This is a genomic window from Micromonospora sp. Mcm103 (assembly GCF_024519755.1).
Lineage (GTDB): Bacteria > Actinomycetota > Actinomycetes > Mycobacteriales > Micromonosporaceae > Micromonospora > Micromonospora aurantiaca.
This window is the reverse complement of the sequence record NZ_JALJRJ010000018.1, coordinates 17,949-33,530: the sequence shown is the minus strand read 5'-3', so window position 1 is coordinate 33,530 and position 15,582 is coordinate 17,949. Positions and strand designations below refer to the sequence as shown.

13 protein-coding genes are annotated in these 15,582 nt (G+C 74.0%); 5 read left to right on the top strand and 8 right to left on the bottom strand.

Annotated elements, in window-relative coordinates:
* Window positions 1-19 precede the first annotated feature (19 nt).
* Window positions 20-1,249 (bottom strand): cellulose binding domain-containing protein, encoded by a 1,230-nt coding sequence (locus tag OC439_RS21625; RefSeq protein WP_262015015.1) that lies wholly within the window; start codon window positions 1,247-1,249, stop codon window positions 20-22.
* 345 nt (window positions 1,250-1,594) lie between these two features.
* Between OC439_RS21625 and OC439_RS21620 the strand changes: the two genes are divergently transcribed.
* Together OC439_RS21620 and OC439_RS21615 are read left to right on the top strand one after the other, a co-directional pair.
* Window positions 1,595-1,933 (top strand): PadR family transcriptional regulator, encoded by a 339-nt coding sequence (locus OC439_RS21620; RefSeq protein WP_262015014.1) that lies wholly within the window; start codon window positions 1,595-1,597, stop codon window positions 1,931-1,933.
* Complete coding sequence (locus OC439_RS21615) at window positions 1,930-2,907, top strand: DUF1700 domain-containing protein (protein ID WP_262015013.1); 978 nt, start codon at window positions 1,930-1,932, stop codon at window positions 2,905-2,907. The genes OC439_RS21620 and OC439_RS21615 overlap by 4 nt, the downstream gene beginning before the upstream one ends.
* Window positions 2,908-2,930: 23 nt before the next feature.
* Here OC439_RS21615 and OC439_RS21610 read toward each other — a convergent pair whose 3' ends face one another.
* Window positions 2,931-4,922, bottom strand: coding sequence for an acyl-CoA dehydrogenase (locus OC439_RS21610; RefSeq protein WP_262015012.1), 1,992 nt, complete (start codon window positions 4,920-4,922; stop codon window positions 2,931-2,933).
* Window positions 4,923-5,092: 170 nt separating this feature from the next.
* Here OC439_RS21610 and OC439_RS21605 point away from each other — a divergent pair, with 170 nt between their 5' ends.
* The 3 genes from OC439_RS21605 to OC439_RS21595 are packed head-to-tail and all read left to right on the top strand — an operon-like array spanning window position 5,093 to window position 10,159.
* Entirely contained in the window at window positions 5,093-6,814 is a 1,722-nt protein-coding gene (locus tag OC439_RS21605; protein WP_262015011.1) for an ABC transporter ATP-binding protein, read from the top strand.
* A complete protein-coding gene (locus OC439_RS21600) occupies window positions 6,811-8,601 on the top strand; it encodes an ABC transporter ATP-binding protein (protein WP_262015010.1) in 1,791 nt (596 codons plus the stop codon). Before OC439_RS21605 ends, OC439_RS21600 begins: the two co-directional genes overlap by 4 nt.
* Before the next feature lie 34 nt (window positions 8,602-8,635).
* A complete protein-coding gene (locus OC439_RS21595; RefSeq protein ID WP_262015009.1) occupies window positions 8,636-10,159 on the top strand; it encodes a class I SAM-dependent methyltransferase in 1,524 nt (507 codons plus the stop codon).
* 45 nt (window positions 10,160-10,204) lie between these two features.
* Here OC439_RS21595 and OC439_RS21590 read toward each other — a convergent pair whose 3' ends face one another.
* From OC439_RS21590 to OC439_RS21565, 6 genes are read right to left on the bottom strand one after another with little or no spacing between them, the layout of a single operon-like run.
* Window positions 10,205-10,906 (bottom strand): LysE family translocator, encoded by a 702-nt coding sequence (locus tag OC439_RS21590; protein ID WP_262015008.1) that lies wholly within the window; start codon window positions 10,904-10,906, stop codon window positions 10,205-10,207.
* Window positions 10,899-11,273, bottom strand: coding sequence for a hypothetical protein (locus OC439_RS21585; RefSeq protein WP_262015007.1), 375 nt, complete (start codon window positions 11,271-11,273; stop codon window positions 10,899-10,901). The genes OC439_RS21590 and OC439_RS21585 overlap by 8 nt, the downstream gene beginning before the upstream one ends.
* 5 nt (window positions 11,274-11,278) lie before the next feature.
* Window positions 11,279-12,538, bottom strand: a complete 1,260-nt coding sequence (locus tag OC439_RS21580; protein ID WP_262015006.1) for a lysine N(6)-hydroxylase/L-ornithine N(5)-oxygenase family protein — start codon at window positions 12,536-12,538, stop codon at window positions 11,279-11,281.
* Entirely contained in the window at window positions 12,538-13,581 is a 1,044-nt protein-coding gene (locus tag OC439_RS21575) for an NAD(P)/FAD-dependent oxidoreductase (protein ID WP_262015005.1), read from the bottom strand. The genes OC439_RS21580 and OC439_RS21575 overlap by 1 nt, the downstream gene beginning before the upstream one ends.
* A complete protein-coding gene (locus tag OC439_RS21570; protein ID WP_262015004.1) occupies window positions 13,574-14,932 on the bottom strand; it encodes a class I tRNA ligase family protein in 1,359 nt (452 codons plus the stop codon). The genes OC439_RS21575 and OC439_RS21570 overlap by 8 nt, the downstream gene beginning before the upstream one ends.
* A complete protein-coding gene (locus tag OC439_RS21565; protein WP_262015003.1) occupies window positions 14,925-15,305 on the bottom strand; it encodes a cupin domain-containing protein in 381 nt (126 codons plus the stop codon). Before OC439_RS21565 ends, OC439_RS21570 begins: the two co-directional genes overlap by 8 nt.
* Window positions 15,306-15,582 lie beyond the last annotated feature (277 nt).

Below are 15,582 nucleotides of genomic sequence, written 5' to 3'. Positions count from 1 at the left end.
CGGGCCCCGCCGAGATGGTTCAGCTACCGGTGCAGGTGGCGGTGGCGCCGCCGCCGGTCCCGGTGCCCTGGAAGCCGAAGGTGGTGCTCTGCCCCGCGCCGAGCCGTCCGTTGTAACTCTGGTTCGCCACGGTGACGGTGCCGCTGGTGCCGCTGGGCACGCCGTTCCACAGCGAGCTGATCGCGGCGCCGCCGGGCAGGGTGAGCGTGACGCGCCAGCCGGTCAGCGCGGTGCTCCCCGCGGTCACCGTCACGCCTGCGACGAACCCGCCGTTCCACTGGTCCTGGACGGCGTAGACGGCGGTGCAGGAGGCCCCGCCCGGCGGCGGGGTGGTGGGCGGCGGTGTGGTCGGCGGCGGCGTGGTGGGCGGCGGGGTCGTGGGCGGGGGAGTGGTGGGCGGCGGGGCGTCGAGCGTCAGGTTCTTCTGCTGGACGCTCCACTGCGTGCGGCACAGACCGCAGTCGGGTCCGACGAAGTTGGCGCCGGCGCTGATGTCGCCCTTCAGGCGCCACTTGAGATAGAGCACCGCGACCCGGCCGAACTCGCCGCCGTTGGGCTGGTCGTACGTGCCGCCGTGCCCGACGTTCAGGTTGCCCATGAAGGCGGGCAGCCCGGACGGCAGCTTGCCCCAGTCGTCCATCGCGTTCGGGTAGGCGATGTCGCTGGGCCCACCGATGAAGTACGCGATCGGCTTGGTCAGGCGCCGCAACTGGTAGTCGTCGGCGTCGTTGAGCAGACCGCTGCTGAAGATGCCGGTGGTGGTGATGCGCGGGTCGTTCGAGACCGCGTACGCCTCGACGCCGCCACAGGAGAACCCGGCCACGGCGATCTTGGTGGTGTCGATCCGGTTGTAGTACTTGCTCCCCGACCGCGAGTTCTCCGCCACCGCCCAGTCGATGGACTGGGTGAGCATCTGCGCGTTCGTGGAGCCGGAGCCGTTCGGTGCGCCGTTGGCGATGGCGAGGAAGCCGTGGGAGGCGATCTCGCGCAGGAAGTTGCCCTGCGACAGCCCGTTCGCCGAGCAGGCACCGTTGCCCCAGACCAGGACGGGAAGGCGCTCGGACGGGAGCGTCTGGGGACGGAAGATGGTGTGGTTGGGCAGGCTCGACGAGGTCTCGTAGTCGGCGGGGTAGGGCCCCGAGCCGCCGATCGCGGCGCCCGCGGGTGTCGCGCCGAGCGCCACGACCACGGAGGCGAGCGGGACGAGGGCGGCCGCCAGCCCCGCGTAGATCTTCGATCTTCTTCTCATGCGTCCTCCAGGGGACGTCGTGACGGCGCTCCCTGGACGGTGGTGGTGGCGGTGTGCCGGCCACGTCGGTGTGGCGCCGCCGCGATGCGTCCCAGCGGAGGGACCGGCGGGAGCTTTGCAGTTACTATCACCGCCGTAACGAAATGTGTCAATGCACGTCGATCGATGTCCGACACTCGAATCGCCGCAGGCCGCGCCGGACGACCTGTTCCGGGGCTGGACGACGCGCGGCACCTTCGTCTCGTACCGGACGCTCTGACCGGCCCCGGTTCGCGGTGCGCCGAGCGCGGCGTGCCGCGGACCCCTCGCGCCACATGTCTTGCATAGCAAGGTATCTTGCGTCGCATGGACGGCGCACGTGAGCGGATCACCACGAACATCCGCAAGGGCGTGCTGGAGTACTGCGTGCTCGCGTTGCTCTCGCGACGCGACATGTACGGCCTGGAACTGGCCGAGTGGCTCGCCGTCCGCGACCTGACCGCGAGCGAGGGCAGCCTCTATCCGCTGCTCGCCCGCATGCGGCAGGCGGGCACGGTGGAGACCCGGTGGGTGGCGCCCGAGCAGGGGCACGCCCGGCGGTACTACACGATCACCGATCAGGGGCGGGCGCACCTGCGGATGTTCGCGGCGGTGTGGCGGGAGATCCAGCCGCACGTGGACGAGCTGATGGCGGAGGAGACATGAGCGACGACGGCCTCCCGGAGGCGGCGGAGACCTATCTGCGGGCCCTCGACGCGGAGTTGTCGGAGATCCCGCCGGACGCGGCACGCGAGATCGTCGCGGACGTCCGCGCGCACATCGCCGACGCGCTCGACAGCGGACGCGACACCGCCGAGATCCTCGCCGGACTCGGCGCACCGGGCGCGGTGGCGGGCCAGGCGCGGGAGGAACTGGGCCTGCCGGTCCAGGACGGCGCGGAGCGGGCCGCCCGGGCGCTGTCAGTGGTCGCGGTGGCCGCCGGTGTGCTGATCGCCGTGTGCGTCAGCTTCCTGCTGCCGTCCGCGGTGCCGGTGGACCCGCTCGGCGCGGACTCCGGCGAGCAGGGCGTCGTCCGGCGGTTCGGCCCCGGCATCGCGCTGCTCACGCTGCTGCCGGCGCTCCTCGTGGCCGCGCCGCTCGTGCTGCAGGGCCGGGCCCGCGGCGCGGCCCGGTTCGCCGGCGCGGCGGCGCTGACGCTGTTCGCCTGCGCGTCCGGCGAGATCGGGCTGTACTACTTCCCGCTCGCGCTGGTGGCCGGGGCGGCGGCGCTCGTGCCGTGGGCGATGCGGCGCGGCGCCGGTGGACGCTGGTGGCGCTACCTGACCGGCGGCGTCGTGGCGATGCCCGGCGTGCTCGTGACCGTCGCGACCGCAGGTGGCTCGGTCGGCGTCGGCTGGGTGGGCGCGGCGCTGTGGATCGCCGGGCCCCTCGTCGTCGGCGCGCTGTGCGCGTACGGCATCCGGGCGGGGTACGCGGTGACCGCCCTGGCCGGCGCGCTCGTCATGATCTCCGCGATGGCCGAGCGCGGCTTCCTGTTCGCCGCGTTCTGGCTGTTCGGCGGGCTGTACCTGGCGATCGGCGCCGGCGCGTACGCCGCGTCGCAGCCGGCCGGCGGCGAACCGGCCGGCACACCCGGTTCACCGGCACCGGCGCGACCCGCGCCCGCCCCCGGCGGCTGACCGGGGGCCGTGGCGCCGGCCGGCTACGCGGCGACCGCCTGCGGGTCGCCCGTGGCGTCGTGGGCGGCCATCGTCTCCTGGCGTGCCGGCTCCTCGCGCAGGATCGCGGCGTGCAGCCACGCATCAGGGATGGCGAAGCCGTCGACCAGCGTGCGCATGTACGGGCGCAGCTCCTTGAGCAGCCCGTTCACCACGCCGGTGATCGCCTTCGACCGGGCCGGGGTGAGCCGGCCGTGCTCCAGCAGCCAGCCCTTGTTCGCCTCGATGACGCTCAGCGCGTACAGGTCGCACACCCGGGACAGCAGCTCCTTGACCGCCGGGTCGGCTGTCGCGTCGATGCCGGCCACGAACGCCTCCAGGGTCACCCGGTCGACGTGCGCGGCGGCGACGGCGAGGACGTGGTCCTGCACGTCGTTGAAGATGTCGAACGGACGGTCCTTCTTGGTGGAGGCGCCACCGCGCAGGCGGCGGACCGCGCTGTCCAGCAGGTGCTCCTCGCGGTCCTCGAACACCTTGAGCTGCCAGCCCCGGTCGGTGACGGCGACCTCGTCGTCCCGGCCCGGCACCGCGCCGACCAGCCGCGCGATGAGCGCCCGCGCGGCGGTGCGCTCCAGCACCATCTCGCGTACCTGTTCGGCCACGAACGAGGCGCGCCCCCAGCCGTCCAGCGAGCCGAACTCGTCCCGGTAGCCGGTCAGCATGCCCTTGGCGACCAGTTGGAGCAGGACCGTGTTGTCGCCCTCGAACGTGGTGAACACGTCGGTGTCGGCCTTGAGGCTGGGCAGCCGGTTCTCCGACAGGTAGCCGGCCCCGCCGCACGCCTCCCGGCACATCTGGATGGTGCGTGTGGCGTGCCAGGTCTGCGCCGCCTTGAGTCCGGCGGCCCGGGACTCCAGCTCCCGCTGCCGGTGCTCGTCGACCGGCCCGTCGCCGCCCTGGATCTCGTCGAGCGCGGCGACCAGCTCGGTCTGGGCGAAGTGCAGCGCGTACGTGGTGGCCAGCGCGGGCAGCAGCTTGCGCTGGTGGGCCAGGTAGTCGTTGAGCAGCACCTCGCGGTCGCCCTCGGCGTCGCTGAACTGGCGGCGGATGTCGCCGTAGCGCACCGCGATGGCCAGCGCCGCCTTGGTGGCCGCCGACGCGGCGCCGCCCACGCTGACCCGGCCCCGCACCAGCGTGCCGAGCATGGTGAAGAACCGGCGGGAGTCGTTCTCGATCGGGCTGGAGTACGTCCCGTCCTCGGCCACCTGCGCGTACCGGTCCAGCAGCATGTCCCGCGGTACGCGTACATGGTCGAAGCTGAGCCGCCCGTTGTCCACGCCGAGCAGGCCGGCCTTGGGCCCGGCGTCGCCGATGGTCACGCCGGGCATCGGGTTGCCGTGCTCGTCGCGGATCGGCACCAGCCACGCGTGCACCCCGTGGCGGCGCCCGTCGCTGATGAGCTGGGCGAAGACCACGGCCATCCGCCCGTCCCGGGCCGCGTTGCCGATGTAGTCCTTGCGGGCCGCCTCGTGCGGCGTGTGCAGGTCGAAGGTTTGCGTCCGCGGGTCGTACACGCAGGTGGTGCGTAGCTGCTGCACGTCCGAGCCGTGGCCGGTCTCGGTCATCGCGAAGCAGCCGAAGATCCGTCCGGAGACGATGTCCCGCAGGTAGGCGTCGTGGTGCCGCTTGGTGCCGAGCGCGGCGACCGCGCCGCCGAACAGGCCCCACTGCACGCCGGCCTTCACCATGAGTGACAGGTCGACCTGCGCGAGCATCTCGGTGGCGACGATCGAGGCGCCGACGTCGGACCGGCCGCCGTACTCGGGCGGGAAGCCCGCGGCGATGCCCAGCTCGACCGGGAGTTCGCCGAGCAGCCGGGTGATCCGCTCGCGCGCCTGGTCGCCGGTCTCGCCGTAGACCGGCAGGAACCGTTCGTCGAGATGTTCGCGGTGAGCCCGGCGGACCTCGGCCCACGGTCCGTCGAGCGTCTCCTGAAGGCGGGCGATGTCGATGCGGCCGGACGCGTGATCGAGCATGGTCGCTCCTCGGGGCAGCGGACATATGGGTGCACTCTCGGCCTGATCAACATTACCGGCGGTCACCGGGCCCCGCTGGCGGAGACCGTGGTGAGCCGTGCCACCCGACTCGGTCACCGCGAGGGCTGAGGTTAGGCTGTCCTCACTTCGAGCCTTGGAGGCCTCCCCTCGTGTCCCCGCAACCCGCCGGCGGCGCCGTCACGGCCCGGTACGTGCTGCGTCAGGCGTTGCGCCGGCAGCGACGGCCGGTGCTGATCGGCGTGACGCTGCTCGGCCTGCACCAGGTCGCCGAGGCGCTCGTGCCGGTGGCGATCGGCGTCATCATCGACCGCGCCGTGGTGACCGGCGACCCGTGGGCGCTCGCGTACTCGGTCGCCGGCCTCGCCGCCCTGTTCGCCGTGCTCGCGTTCGCCTACCGCAACGGCGCCCGCCAGGCGTTCGCCGCCGTCGAACGGGAGGCGCACCTGCTCCGGGTGGAGATCGCCGAGCGCGCGCTCGACCCGCGCGGGCACCGCTCCGGCCTGCGCGACGGTGAACTGCTCTCGGTCGCCGCCTCCGACGCCGAACTCTCCGCGTACGTGGTGCGGGTCGCCGGGTTCGGCGTCGCCGCGGTGACCGCGCTGACCGTCGCGGCGACCGCGCTGCTGGTCATCGACGTCCCGCTCGGGCTCGGCGTGCTCGTCGGCGTACCGGTGCTGGTCCTGGTGCTGCAACGGATGGCGCCGCTGCTGTCCCGGCGCAGCAGCTCCCAGCAGGAGGCCCTCGCCGAGACCACCGCGCTCGCCGTTGACCTCGTCTCCGGCCTGCGCGTGCTGCGCGGCATCGGCGCCCAGCACCACGCCGCCGGCCGGTACGCCGCCGCCAGCCGCAACGCGCTCGCCGTGACGCTGCGCGCCGCAAACACCAAGGGACTGCACCTCGGGCTCACCACCGCCGCCAACGGCCTGTTCCTCGCCGCGGTCGCCGGTGTCGCCGGCTGGCTCGCCCTGCGCGGCCGGCTCACCATCGGCGAGCTCGTCACAGTGGTCGGCCTCGCGCAGTTCGTCGCCGAGCCGGTGCAGACCATGGGCTGGTGCGTGCAACTGTTCGCGATGGCCCGCGCCTCCGCCGCCCGGGTGGCGCGCGTGCTCGGCGCCGAGCCGCTCACCCGGCCCGGCGACGCGCCCGCCCCGGCACACCCGGACGGGCCCCGGCTCGCCCTCGACGACGTCGGGCACGCCGGACTGGACGGGGTGAACCTGCGCGTCGGCCCCGGCGAGGTGGTCGGTGTGCTCGCGTACGACCCGGCCGACGCCGAGGCGCTGGTGGCGCTGCTGTCCGGGCGGGTGCCGCCGGACGCGCGCCGGGGCACCGTGCGTGTCGACGGCGTGCCCGCCGACGACCTGCACGTCGACGCGCTGCGCGGCACCGTGCTCGTCGAACCGCACGACGTGACGCTCTTCGAGGGCACCGTGGCGGCGAACCTCGCCGCCGGCGCCCGTACCGATCAGGCACGGCTGCACGCCGCCGTCCGGGCGGCGGCCGCCCAGGACGTGGTGGACGGGCACCCCGGCGGCCTCGACCACCGGCTCGTCGAGCGGGGCGCGAACCTCTCCGGTGGACAGCGCCAGCGGCTCGGACTGGCCCGGGCGCTGCACGCCGACCCGCCCGTGCTGGTGCTGCACGACCCCACCACCGCCGTCGACGCGGCCACCGAGGCGCAGCTCGCCGACGGGCTGGCCGAAGCGCGCCGGGCGGCGCCCCGGGGCACGCTGCTGATCACCAGCAGCCCGGCCCTGCTGCGCATCACCGACCGGGTGGTGGTGATCGCCGACGGCCGGGTCGCCGCCGAGGGACCACATGAGCGCCTGCTCGCCGAGGACCCCCGCTACCGCGAGGAGACGCTGCGGTGACCGCCGAACCGCGTACCCCCGGCCGGACGTTGCTGCCCGTCGCGTCCGCCCGCCAGACCTGGACCACGCTCGTCGCCCGGTTCCGCGACCGGCCCGGCCTCAGCGCCGCCGCGGCGACGGTGCTCGTCGCCGCCGCCACCGGTGGCCTGGTCGCACCCTGGGTGCTCGGCCGCCTGGTCGACGACGTCATCGCCGACGCCCCGGCCTCCCGGATCGCCGGCCGGGTGGCGGTGATCGCCGCCGCCGCCGTGCTCACCGGCCTGCTCACCGCGCTCGGTGCCGCGCTCGCGTCCCGGCTCGGCGAGACGGTGCTGGCCCGGCTGCGTGAGCGCGTCCTCGACCGGGCGCTGCACCTGCCGTCCGCGACGCTGGAGCGGGCCGGCACCGGCGACCTGCTGGCCCGCGTCGGCGACGACGTGGCGGTGGTGACGAACGTGATCGCGGTGAGCGGCCCGGCGTTCGTCGGCGCGCTGCTGTCCGTCGTGCTCACCGTGTTCGGGCTGGTCGCGCTGGACTGGCGGCTCGGCCTCGCCGGGCTGGTCGCCGCGCCCGCGTACGCGCTGGCGCTGCGCTGGTACCTGCGGCGCTCCGCGCCGTACTACGCCCGGGAGCGGGTCGCCACCGGCGAGCGGACGCAGGCGATGGCCGGTGCGCTGCGCGGCGCGGCGACGGTGCGCGCGTACCGGACCGAGGACGCGCACGTGGCAGCGATCGCCGAGCGTTCCGGCCTGGCCCGCGACCTGTCGCTGGAGATCTTCAACCTGCACACCCGCTTCGGGCTGCGGATCAACAGATCCGAGTTCCTCGGCCTGGCCGCGGTGCTCGTCGCCGGTTTCTTCCTGGTCCGCGACGACCTGGTCACCGTCGGCGCGGCGACCACCGCCGCGCTCTACTTCCACCGGCTGTTCAACCCGATCGGCCTGCTGCTGATGGAGTCCGACTCGGTGCTGCAGGCCGGCGCGAGCCTCGCCCGGCTGGTCGGCGTGGCGAACCTGCCCGACACCGGCCCGGCCACCGCGTCCGGCCCGGCCGCCCCGCCCGCCGGCCCGCGCGGCCCGGCCGCGCTGGACGTCACGGTGCGCCGGCACCACTACGACGACGGGCCGCTGGTGCTCGCCGACGTCGAGCTGCGCCTGGCGCCGGGGGAGCGGGTCGCGCTCGTCGGCGCCAGCGGCGCCGGCAAGAGCACGCTCGCCGGCATCGCCGCCGGGATCATCGCGCCCACCGACGGATCGGTACGCCTCGACGGCGCGCCGCTGACCGGGACGGGCGAGGCCACCTCCCGGCGGGACGTGGCACTGGTCAGCCAGGAGGTGCACGTCTTCGCCGGCCCGCTGGCCGAGGACCTGCGCCTGGCCGCCCCGGAGGCGACCGACGCCGAGCTGCTCGACGCGCTGGAGCGGGTCGGCGCCACTACCTGGCTGCGTGCCCTGCCGGACGGGCTGGCGACGCCGGTCGGCGAGGGCGGCCACCGGCTCACCGCCGCCCAGGCCCAGCAGGTCGCCCTGGCCCGGCTGGTGCTCACCGCGCCCGCCGTCGCCGTGCTCGACGAGGCGACCGCCGAGGCGGGCAGCGCCGGGGCCCGCGACCTGGACCGGGCGGCCCTCGCGGCCACGCAGGGGCGGACCACGCTGATCGTGGCGCACCGGCTCAGCCAGGCGGTGAGCGCGGACCGGATCGTGGTGCTCGACCACGGCCGGATCGTGGAGCAGGGCACGCACGAGGAACTGCTCGCGGCCGACGGCCGGTACGGCCATCTCTGGCGTTCCTGGCGCGTCCCGGTATGATCACCGCCCGCTCCACCGCCCAGGCGAGGTGACCATGACCGACCTGCCGACCCGCTTCGTGCTGTTCCCGGGGCGGCACCACCTGCTGACCCGGTTCCAGGCCGACTACCTGAGCCGGCTCGCCGGCGACGAGGCCACTGTGGTCTGGGCGGTGACGTCGGCCAACCACGAGAACACCAGGCGCAACCCGGTCGCGTACCACAGGCGGGAGGCCGCGATCGAGCGGTTCAGCGTGCTGACCGGGTTGCGCTCGCTGGCCGTGCCGATCTTCGACACCGCGTACACCGACGCGTTCGCCGAGGTCACGCTCAAGAGCATCGCGGTGGCCACCGGACTCGAACTCACCCCCGCCGACACGGTGGTGGCCTGCTCCACGCCGGAGGTCGCCAAGCTGTACGAGCGGCTCGGCTTCGCGATCGCGCTGGTCGAGGCCGACCCGGACCTGCCCGAGACCCCGGAACGGCCGTGGGACGTGCTGCTGCGCCTGGCCGCCGGCGACGAGAGATGGCGGACGCTCACCCACCCGGCGACGATCGACGTGTTCGAGCGCTACCGCCTGGTCGAGGCGATCCGGTCGGTGGTGAACGACCCGCTCGTCGGCGACGAGGGCGGCCTCACCGTCACCCGCGACTACCGCACCTACGTCGAGGCGTTCGCCTCGGCCGCCGAACGCAAGTGGGACTCGGTGCGCCGGTACGTGCAGCCCGGCCGCATCGTGGACATCGGCTGCGGCGCGGGCGCCGTCCTGGAACTGGCCGACCGGGAGGCCACGCTGCGGGAGAGCGACCTGATCGGCGTGGAGGTGGCCCGTCACCTCTACCAGGAGTGCCTGCACAAGAAGGCGCAGGGCGTGTTCCGCAACGCCAACGTCTACTTCTTCCACCGCAACGTCCTCGGCGGCGCGGTGTTCAAGGACCGCTCGGTGGACACCACGCTCACCTTCGCGCTGACCCACGAGATCTGGTCGTACGGGCGGCAGCGGGAGTCGCTGCTCCAGTTCGCCCGCCGCATCCACGACCACACGGTGCCGGGCGGCGTCTGGATCAACAGTGACGTGTGCGGGCCGGACGAGCCGGAGCGGCCGGTGATCCTGCGACTGACCGGCGACGACGGCGACAACCCGGCCTCGCCCCGCCGTGACCTGGCCGACCTGTCCTCGGCCGAGGTCCGGCGGTACGTCTCCGGACTGTCGACGCGGGCCCGGCTGGACCAGTTCGCCGTGGACTTCGCGTTCGGCTTCGCGTACGAACCACTGGCCGACGGCGCGGTCCGTCTCGGCCTGGGCGCGGCGATGGACTACCTGACCCGCAAGGACTACACCGACAACTGGCTGTCGGAGACCAAGGAGCAGTTCTGCGGCCTGAGCTTCGCCGACTGGTCGGAGCTGCTCACCGAGGCCGGTTTCGAGATCGGCCCCGCCTCGGCGCCGGTCCGCAACGACTGGGTGATCGACAACCGGATCGCGCCCGTCGCGTCCCTGACCGACCTGGACGGCCGGCCGCTGGACTGGCCGACCACCCACGTCCTCACCGTCGCCCACCGCCGGCGCAACGCCTGACCCGTGGGGCGCCCGCCGGACCGGCGGGCGCCCCACGGGTGCGGGTCAGTGGCTCAGCGCGATCCGTACCGCCAGGACGATCAGGATCAGCCCGGTCAGCCGCTCGATCACCAGCAGCACCGACGGCCGGGTCAGCCACGGTTGCAACCGGTCGATGAGCAGGATGTAGCAGGCCCACCAGAGCACCGCGAGGCCGATGAACGTGGCGGCCAGCACCGCCGTGCGGGCCGCCGCGCCGTCGCCGGGCTTGACGAACTGCGGCACGAACGAGACGTAGAAGACGACCACCTTGACGTTCAGCAGCTGGCTGGTGACGCCCATGACGAACGAGCGCCGGGCCACGTGCGGCTCGTCGGCGGCCACCGTCTCCGGCGCGGCGGCCGGGCCGGTGTCCGCGTCCGGCCCGGAGCCGCCTACGCCCACCGGGACCGGCTGCGTGGCCGGTGCCGTCGCCCGTCGCGGCCGGGTGGCCCAGAGGATGGTGCCGCCCAGGTAGAGCAGGTACAGCGCACCGGCGACGCGCAGCACCGTGTAGAGCGTCGGCGACGACACCAGCAGGGCGGACAGGCCGGCCGTGGCGAGCGAGGCGTGCACCAGCGCGGCGGCGAACAGCCCGGCCAGCACCACGAACCCGGCCCGCCGCCCGTACCGCACGGTCTGCCGGGTGACCAGGGCGAAGTCGACGCCCGGCACGATGATGATGAGCAGGCTCGCCGCGACGAAGCTGACGATCTGGATGTCAGACACGCTGCTCCTCCCTCGCCTCGGCGCGGGCCGGGACGGCCTCCTCGATCACCGAGACGCCGCTGTCGCGGCGCGGCCCGTGCCGGCGCCACTGCTCGCGCAGCCGGATCCGGCCGTCCGGCAGCCGCTCGGGCCGCGACTCGCACTCGCCGACGACGATGCTGCCGTCGGTGAGCACCTCCACGTACGCGAATCGCACCACGCCCTGCGCGTCGCAGGTGCCGGCGAGCCGGCCGTGCCGTACCGGGCCGCCGGAGATCTCCGCCCAGACCAGGTCGCCGCGCTGGTGGTAGTGCCCCCGCAGCGGGTCGGCGTCACCGGCGTGGTCGACGGAGACGAAGACCCGGTCGTCGTAGTCGAACGACGTCATCGCGTTCACGCCCATCGGGTGCTCAGGTAGTCGTCGCGGAACCGGCAGACCGTGCGGCCGGCGATCGAGTTGAGGATCATCGCGCTGCGGATCGGCAGGATGCTCAGGTTGGAGTCGACGAGCCCCTGCACGTACCGCCCCCGGTTCAGCACGAAGATCTTGTGGTCGTCGGCGTGCTTCCACCGGATCGAGTAGTCCGACTCGATGACCGGCTCACCGCGCTCGTCCAGGTCGATCAGCGCGGTCAGCTCCGGGTCGAAGGGCAGCGGCGCCTGCCGGCGTCCCGCCGCGACGACGAGGTTCACCGCCCGGTGCCGTTCCTCGCCGCTGCCGGCGGTCAGGCACTCCAGCTCGACCTCCCCGTCGAGCTGCCGGGCGCCGGTCACGGTACGGCTCGGCATGATCGTCACCGGGAACCGGCCGGTACGCAGCCGCTCCTCGTAGTTGTGCTGGTAGATGCCGCGCAACGTGCCCGGGGAGATCCCGTCGCTGGTCAGGATCTGACCGGAGACGAGACGTTCCCGCACGTCCCGGGACAGGTTGAGGAACGCCTCCTGGTAGGCGGGCCGGTACAGGTCGTTCGCCGACGGGGAGTCCTCCAGCGGGGCGAACCACGACCGCCGTCCGATCCACCTGATGTCGCGGCACCCGCGGGCGAGCAGCGCCGCGACGCACTCCGCGCTGGTCTGGCCGCTGCCGATCACGATCCACGGCAGGTCCGGTTCGTCCGGCACCGTGGCGAGGCGCTGGTGCAGCTCGTCGGCGACGAACAGGTGCCGCGGGTCGAGGGCGTCCAGGAACTCCGGTACGAAGGGGACGGTTCCGCTGCCGAGCACCAGGTGCCGGGAGCGGGCGACCTCCGCACCGCCGCTGCGGCTGACCAGCGCGCCGTCGAACTCGACCCGGTCGACGCGGGTGCCGTACGTGATGCGCGGCAGCCGGCCCGCCGCCCACACCAGGTACTGCTGGTACTCGATCCGGGGGATGGTGTCGAACCCGGCGCCCAGCAGGGCGTACACCCGGCCGGTGGTGACCAGGTAGTTGAGGAACGACAGCGGGTGGGTCGGGTCGTAGAGCGAGACCAGGTCCTTGACCCAGCCGGTCTGCATGCGGACGCCGCTGTGCAGCATCCCGTCGTGCCAGCCCGGCCGGTCGCGGGCCTCGAACAGCGCGATGTCGTGCGGCGCGAGGGTGTCGTACATCGCCGCGAGGCTCAGGTTCGCCGGCCCGGCGCCGATTCCCACTGTGTGAAAGGTCTGCGTCATCAGTCTTCCTCTGTCTGGCCGTGGGGGACAGGGATAGCGGTTCGGGTGTTCAGCAGGGCGGTGGCGGCGAGCCGGCTGGCGGCCAGGACGGTCTTGGCGGCGCCGCCGCTGCCGCCGGTGAAGGTGTGCACCGCGCCGGACACGTGGCGCAGGGCCAGACCGGCGGGTTCGCTGTAGCAGTCGGCGGCGCTCACCGGCGGGCCGGCCGGTCGCGGGTCCAGGCCGGGCAGCCGCCGCGCCGCCACGGTCAGGACCCGTGCCGCCAGCGCGGCGTCCGGCTCCGGGGCCGGTGGGTCGACGTCCCACCTGTCGCTCGGCAGACCGAGCAGCACCCGCCCCGGACCGGCAGGCCGGCCGTAGAGGCCGCTGGACTCGTCCACGAAGCACGGCAGCTCGGCGCGGCCGGTGACGTGGTGGGCGTACTGGATGTGCTTGGTGCGCAGCGAGGCCGGCAACCCGGCGGCGCGCAGCAGGCGCGGCGTCCAGGCCCCGGCGGCCACGACGACGAGGTCGCCGGTGAGCCGGCGGCCGTCGACCAGCTCGACCACGCGGTCGTCGAGGCGGGCCACCGGTGTGCTCTCGGTTCGGCCGAGGCCACGCAGGACGGTCCGGCGCAGCCGGTCCGGGTCGAGGTAGCCGGCCCGGTCCTCCCAGATCCCCACCGTGCCGTCCGGGAGTCCGGCGAAGCCGAACCGGTCGGCGACCTCGTCCCGGGTGAGCACCTCGGCGCCGTCCACGCCGGCCGCCGCCCCGGCGTCGAGCAGGTAGAGCGAGCCGGTCCGCCGCCACCCGGCCGCTCTCGCGAGCGACGGATCGGCCAGCAGTTCGGCGAGGCTCGCGGCGGCGAGGGACCGGCCTGCCGGATCGGGCTCGAAGGCCCGCACCAGCCCGCCGGACGCGGCCGTCGCGTCGGCGGGCCGCCCGTCCGGACCACAGTCGTGCGGACCGATCAGGACCGCGTCGGCGCCCGCGTCCCGCAGCCGCCGGGCGAGCAGGACGCCGCTGACGCCCGCGCCGACGACGAGCACGCGCGGCTCACCCATCCGAACCCGCCGGTTCCGCGCCGCCGACGACGCCGAGCAGGCGGGCCGCCCGCTCCGGCCGACCGGGGTACGCGGCCAGCGCCGCCCGGACCGCGGTGGCCGGATCGAAGTGCCCCGGCCGCAGCGCCTGCTCACCGCGCGTCAGTTCGGTGTCGGCGAGCACGCCGTCCAGCCCGGCGGTGGTGCCGGCGAGGGTCGCGGCGTACCGGCCGGCGAACGCCTCGTACGCCTCCGGCCGGAAGTCCGACTCGTAGCTGTCCGGCCGGTCCCAGCTCAGGAACGCCCGGACCACCGCCGGGTCCTCGGTGGACAGGAACTCGTGCGCCCAGATCGCGTGCTCGCGGCTGGTGGAGAACTTCGCGCCGGTGAGCCGGTAGAACTCGTTCACGACCAGCCCGGTCGGCCGGTCGGGCAGCCCGGCGGCCAGGTGCAGGGCCGGGATGAGCAGCGCGTAGTAGAAGGCGTTGTCGACCCCGAGGAAGATCCACTGCTCGTCCACGTCCCGCCACGCGTCCAGGTACCCGGCCAGCGTGTCCGCGCCCGGCCGCAGATGGCGGGCGGGCAGCACCAGGTTGGCCACTGCCATCTCGGCCCAGACGTCGATGCGCAGGCCGTCGTCCCACTCGATGCCCCAGTCCGTCGGGTACGCCAGCGGCACCTCCGGCAGCCCGCCGTCGAGGTACGACGCGACGAGGCGCCGCAGCCGGGGCGGCAGCACCGCGCGGGACCAGAACTCGGCCAGCCGCTCCCGGTGCTCGTCGAGCCGCAGCACCGGGACCGTGTGGGTGACCGGTTCGGGTGCCGCGTCGCAGCAGGTCGACCGCGCGCCGACGAGGTTCGCGGCGGTGCAGAAGCCACCGCACCCCTCGCAGGTGCCGCCGTTCGCGCCGGCGCCGCAGGCCGGGCAGCGCCCGGCGACCCGGACGTGGTGCAGGGTCCGGCGGCACGTCGCGCAGGCGCGCAGCGACACCGGGGCGACCTCCACCACCTTCGCCTCCACCAGTTCGGTGAGCAGGCGCGCCACCGCCCGGCGGTAGCTGGCGTCGGCCAGCGGGTCGGCCATGACGTCGTACCGGATGCGCGCGGCGCGCAGCGCGGCGTGGATCGACGAGCCGTAGCGGGCGACGGTGTCCGCGGGCGTCTCGCCCCGCGACTCCGCCCGGGCGAGTACGTAGTTCTGGTGCGCGTCCAGGCCGCACTGGGTCACCACCCGCCGGCCGGAGGCACGCAGCGCGCGGGCCGCGATGTCCCCGGCGACGTACGGGCCGCTGAGGTGCCCGAGGTGCAGCGGCCCGTTCGGCGTCGGTGGTGGCGTCACCACCAGCACCGAGCCGGTGGCGGCGTCAGTCACGGCCGGTCCCGGCGTCCGCACCGGCCTGCGCCGAGTCGCCGGGCCGGGGCATCCAGTAGATGCTGAGGATGGTGAGCGGCTGCTCCGGCGAGGGGTTGTGGATGACGTGGCTCTGCTCGGGTTCGAGCAGGATCACGCCGCCGGTCGGCACCTCGACCTTCTCGCCGCCCGCCTCGTAGATGGCCGTGCCGCGGGTCACCACGGCGAACTCGACCTCCGGGTGGATGTCCTCGCTGCTGCTGCCACCGGGCGGGATCACGCACCACATGGCGTCGAACGGCAACGGGCCGAGATCGCGGTACTGCGTCCAGCGGCCGATCCGGATGCCGTACTCGTCGGTGAGTTCGGCGGTGTCGCTGACGTACCTTCGCATGTTCGTCCTCCTGGTCGGCGCGCTGCCCTCCGGGCCCGCGCCGGACGGATCTGAGGTTTGCGGAGAGTGACCGGAAGTGCTGCTTCTGCGACGCTGCACCGATGCCGGGAAGGGCCCGTCTCGTCGACCGTCGATTCGACTCCGGTCGATAGCGTCGGACCCACTGTGGACTTAACCTCGTCTGGCCAACAGGAGCTTCACCGGCAGATCACCGGCAATGTCGCCGCTGACTGCCCGCTCAGTGGCCGCGGCTTCGGTGGTCCACCGTCATGAATCC

Coding starts and splice junctions, on each gene's coding strand:
- OC439_RS21580 (WP_262015006.1), bottom strand. CDS start 12,538: ATGACGCAGACCTTTCACACAGTGGGAATCGGCGCCGGGCCGGCGAAC.
- OC439_RS21595 (WP_262015009.1), top strand. CDS start 8,636: ATGACCGACCTGCCGACCCGCTTCGTGCTGTTCCCGGGGCGGCACCAC.
- OC439_RS21610 (WP_262015012.1), bottom strand. CDS start 4,922: ATGCTCGATCACGCGTCCGGCCGCATCGACATCGCCCGCCTTCAGGAG.
- OC439_RS21615 (WP_262015013.1), top strand. CDS start 1,930: ATGAGCGACGACGGCCTCCCGGAGGCGGCGGAGACCTATCTGCGGGCC.
- OC439_RS21585 (WP_262015007.1), bottom strand. CDS start 11,273: ATGACGTCGTTCGACTACGACGACCGGGTCTTCGTCTCCGTCGACCAC.
- OC439_RS21565 (WP_262015003.1), bottom strand. CDS start 15,305: ATGCGAAGGTACGTCAGCGACACCGCCGAACTCACCGACGAGTACGGC.
- OC439_RS21625 (WP_262015015.1), bottom strand. CDS start 1,249: ATGAGAAGAAGATCGAAGATCTACGCGGGGCTGGCGGCCGCCCTCGTC.
- OC439_RS21620 (WP_262015014.1), top strand. CDS start 1,595: ATGGACGGCGCACGTGAGCGGATCACCACGAACATCCGCAAGGGCGTG.
- OC439_RS21575 (WP_262015005.1), bottom strand. CDS start 13,581: ATGGGTGAGCCGCGCGTGCTCGTCGTCGGCGCGGGCGTCAGCGGCGTC.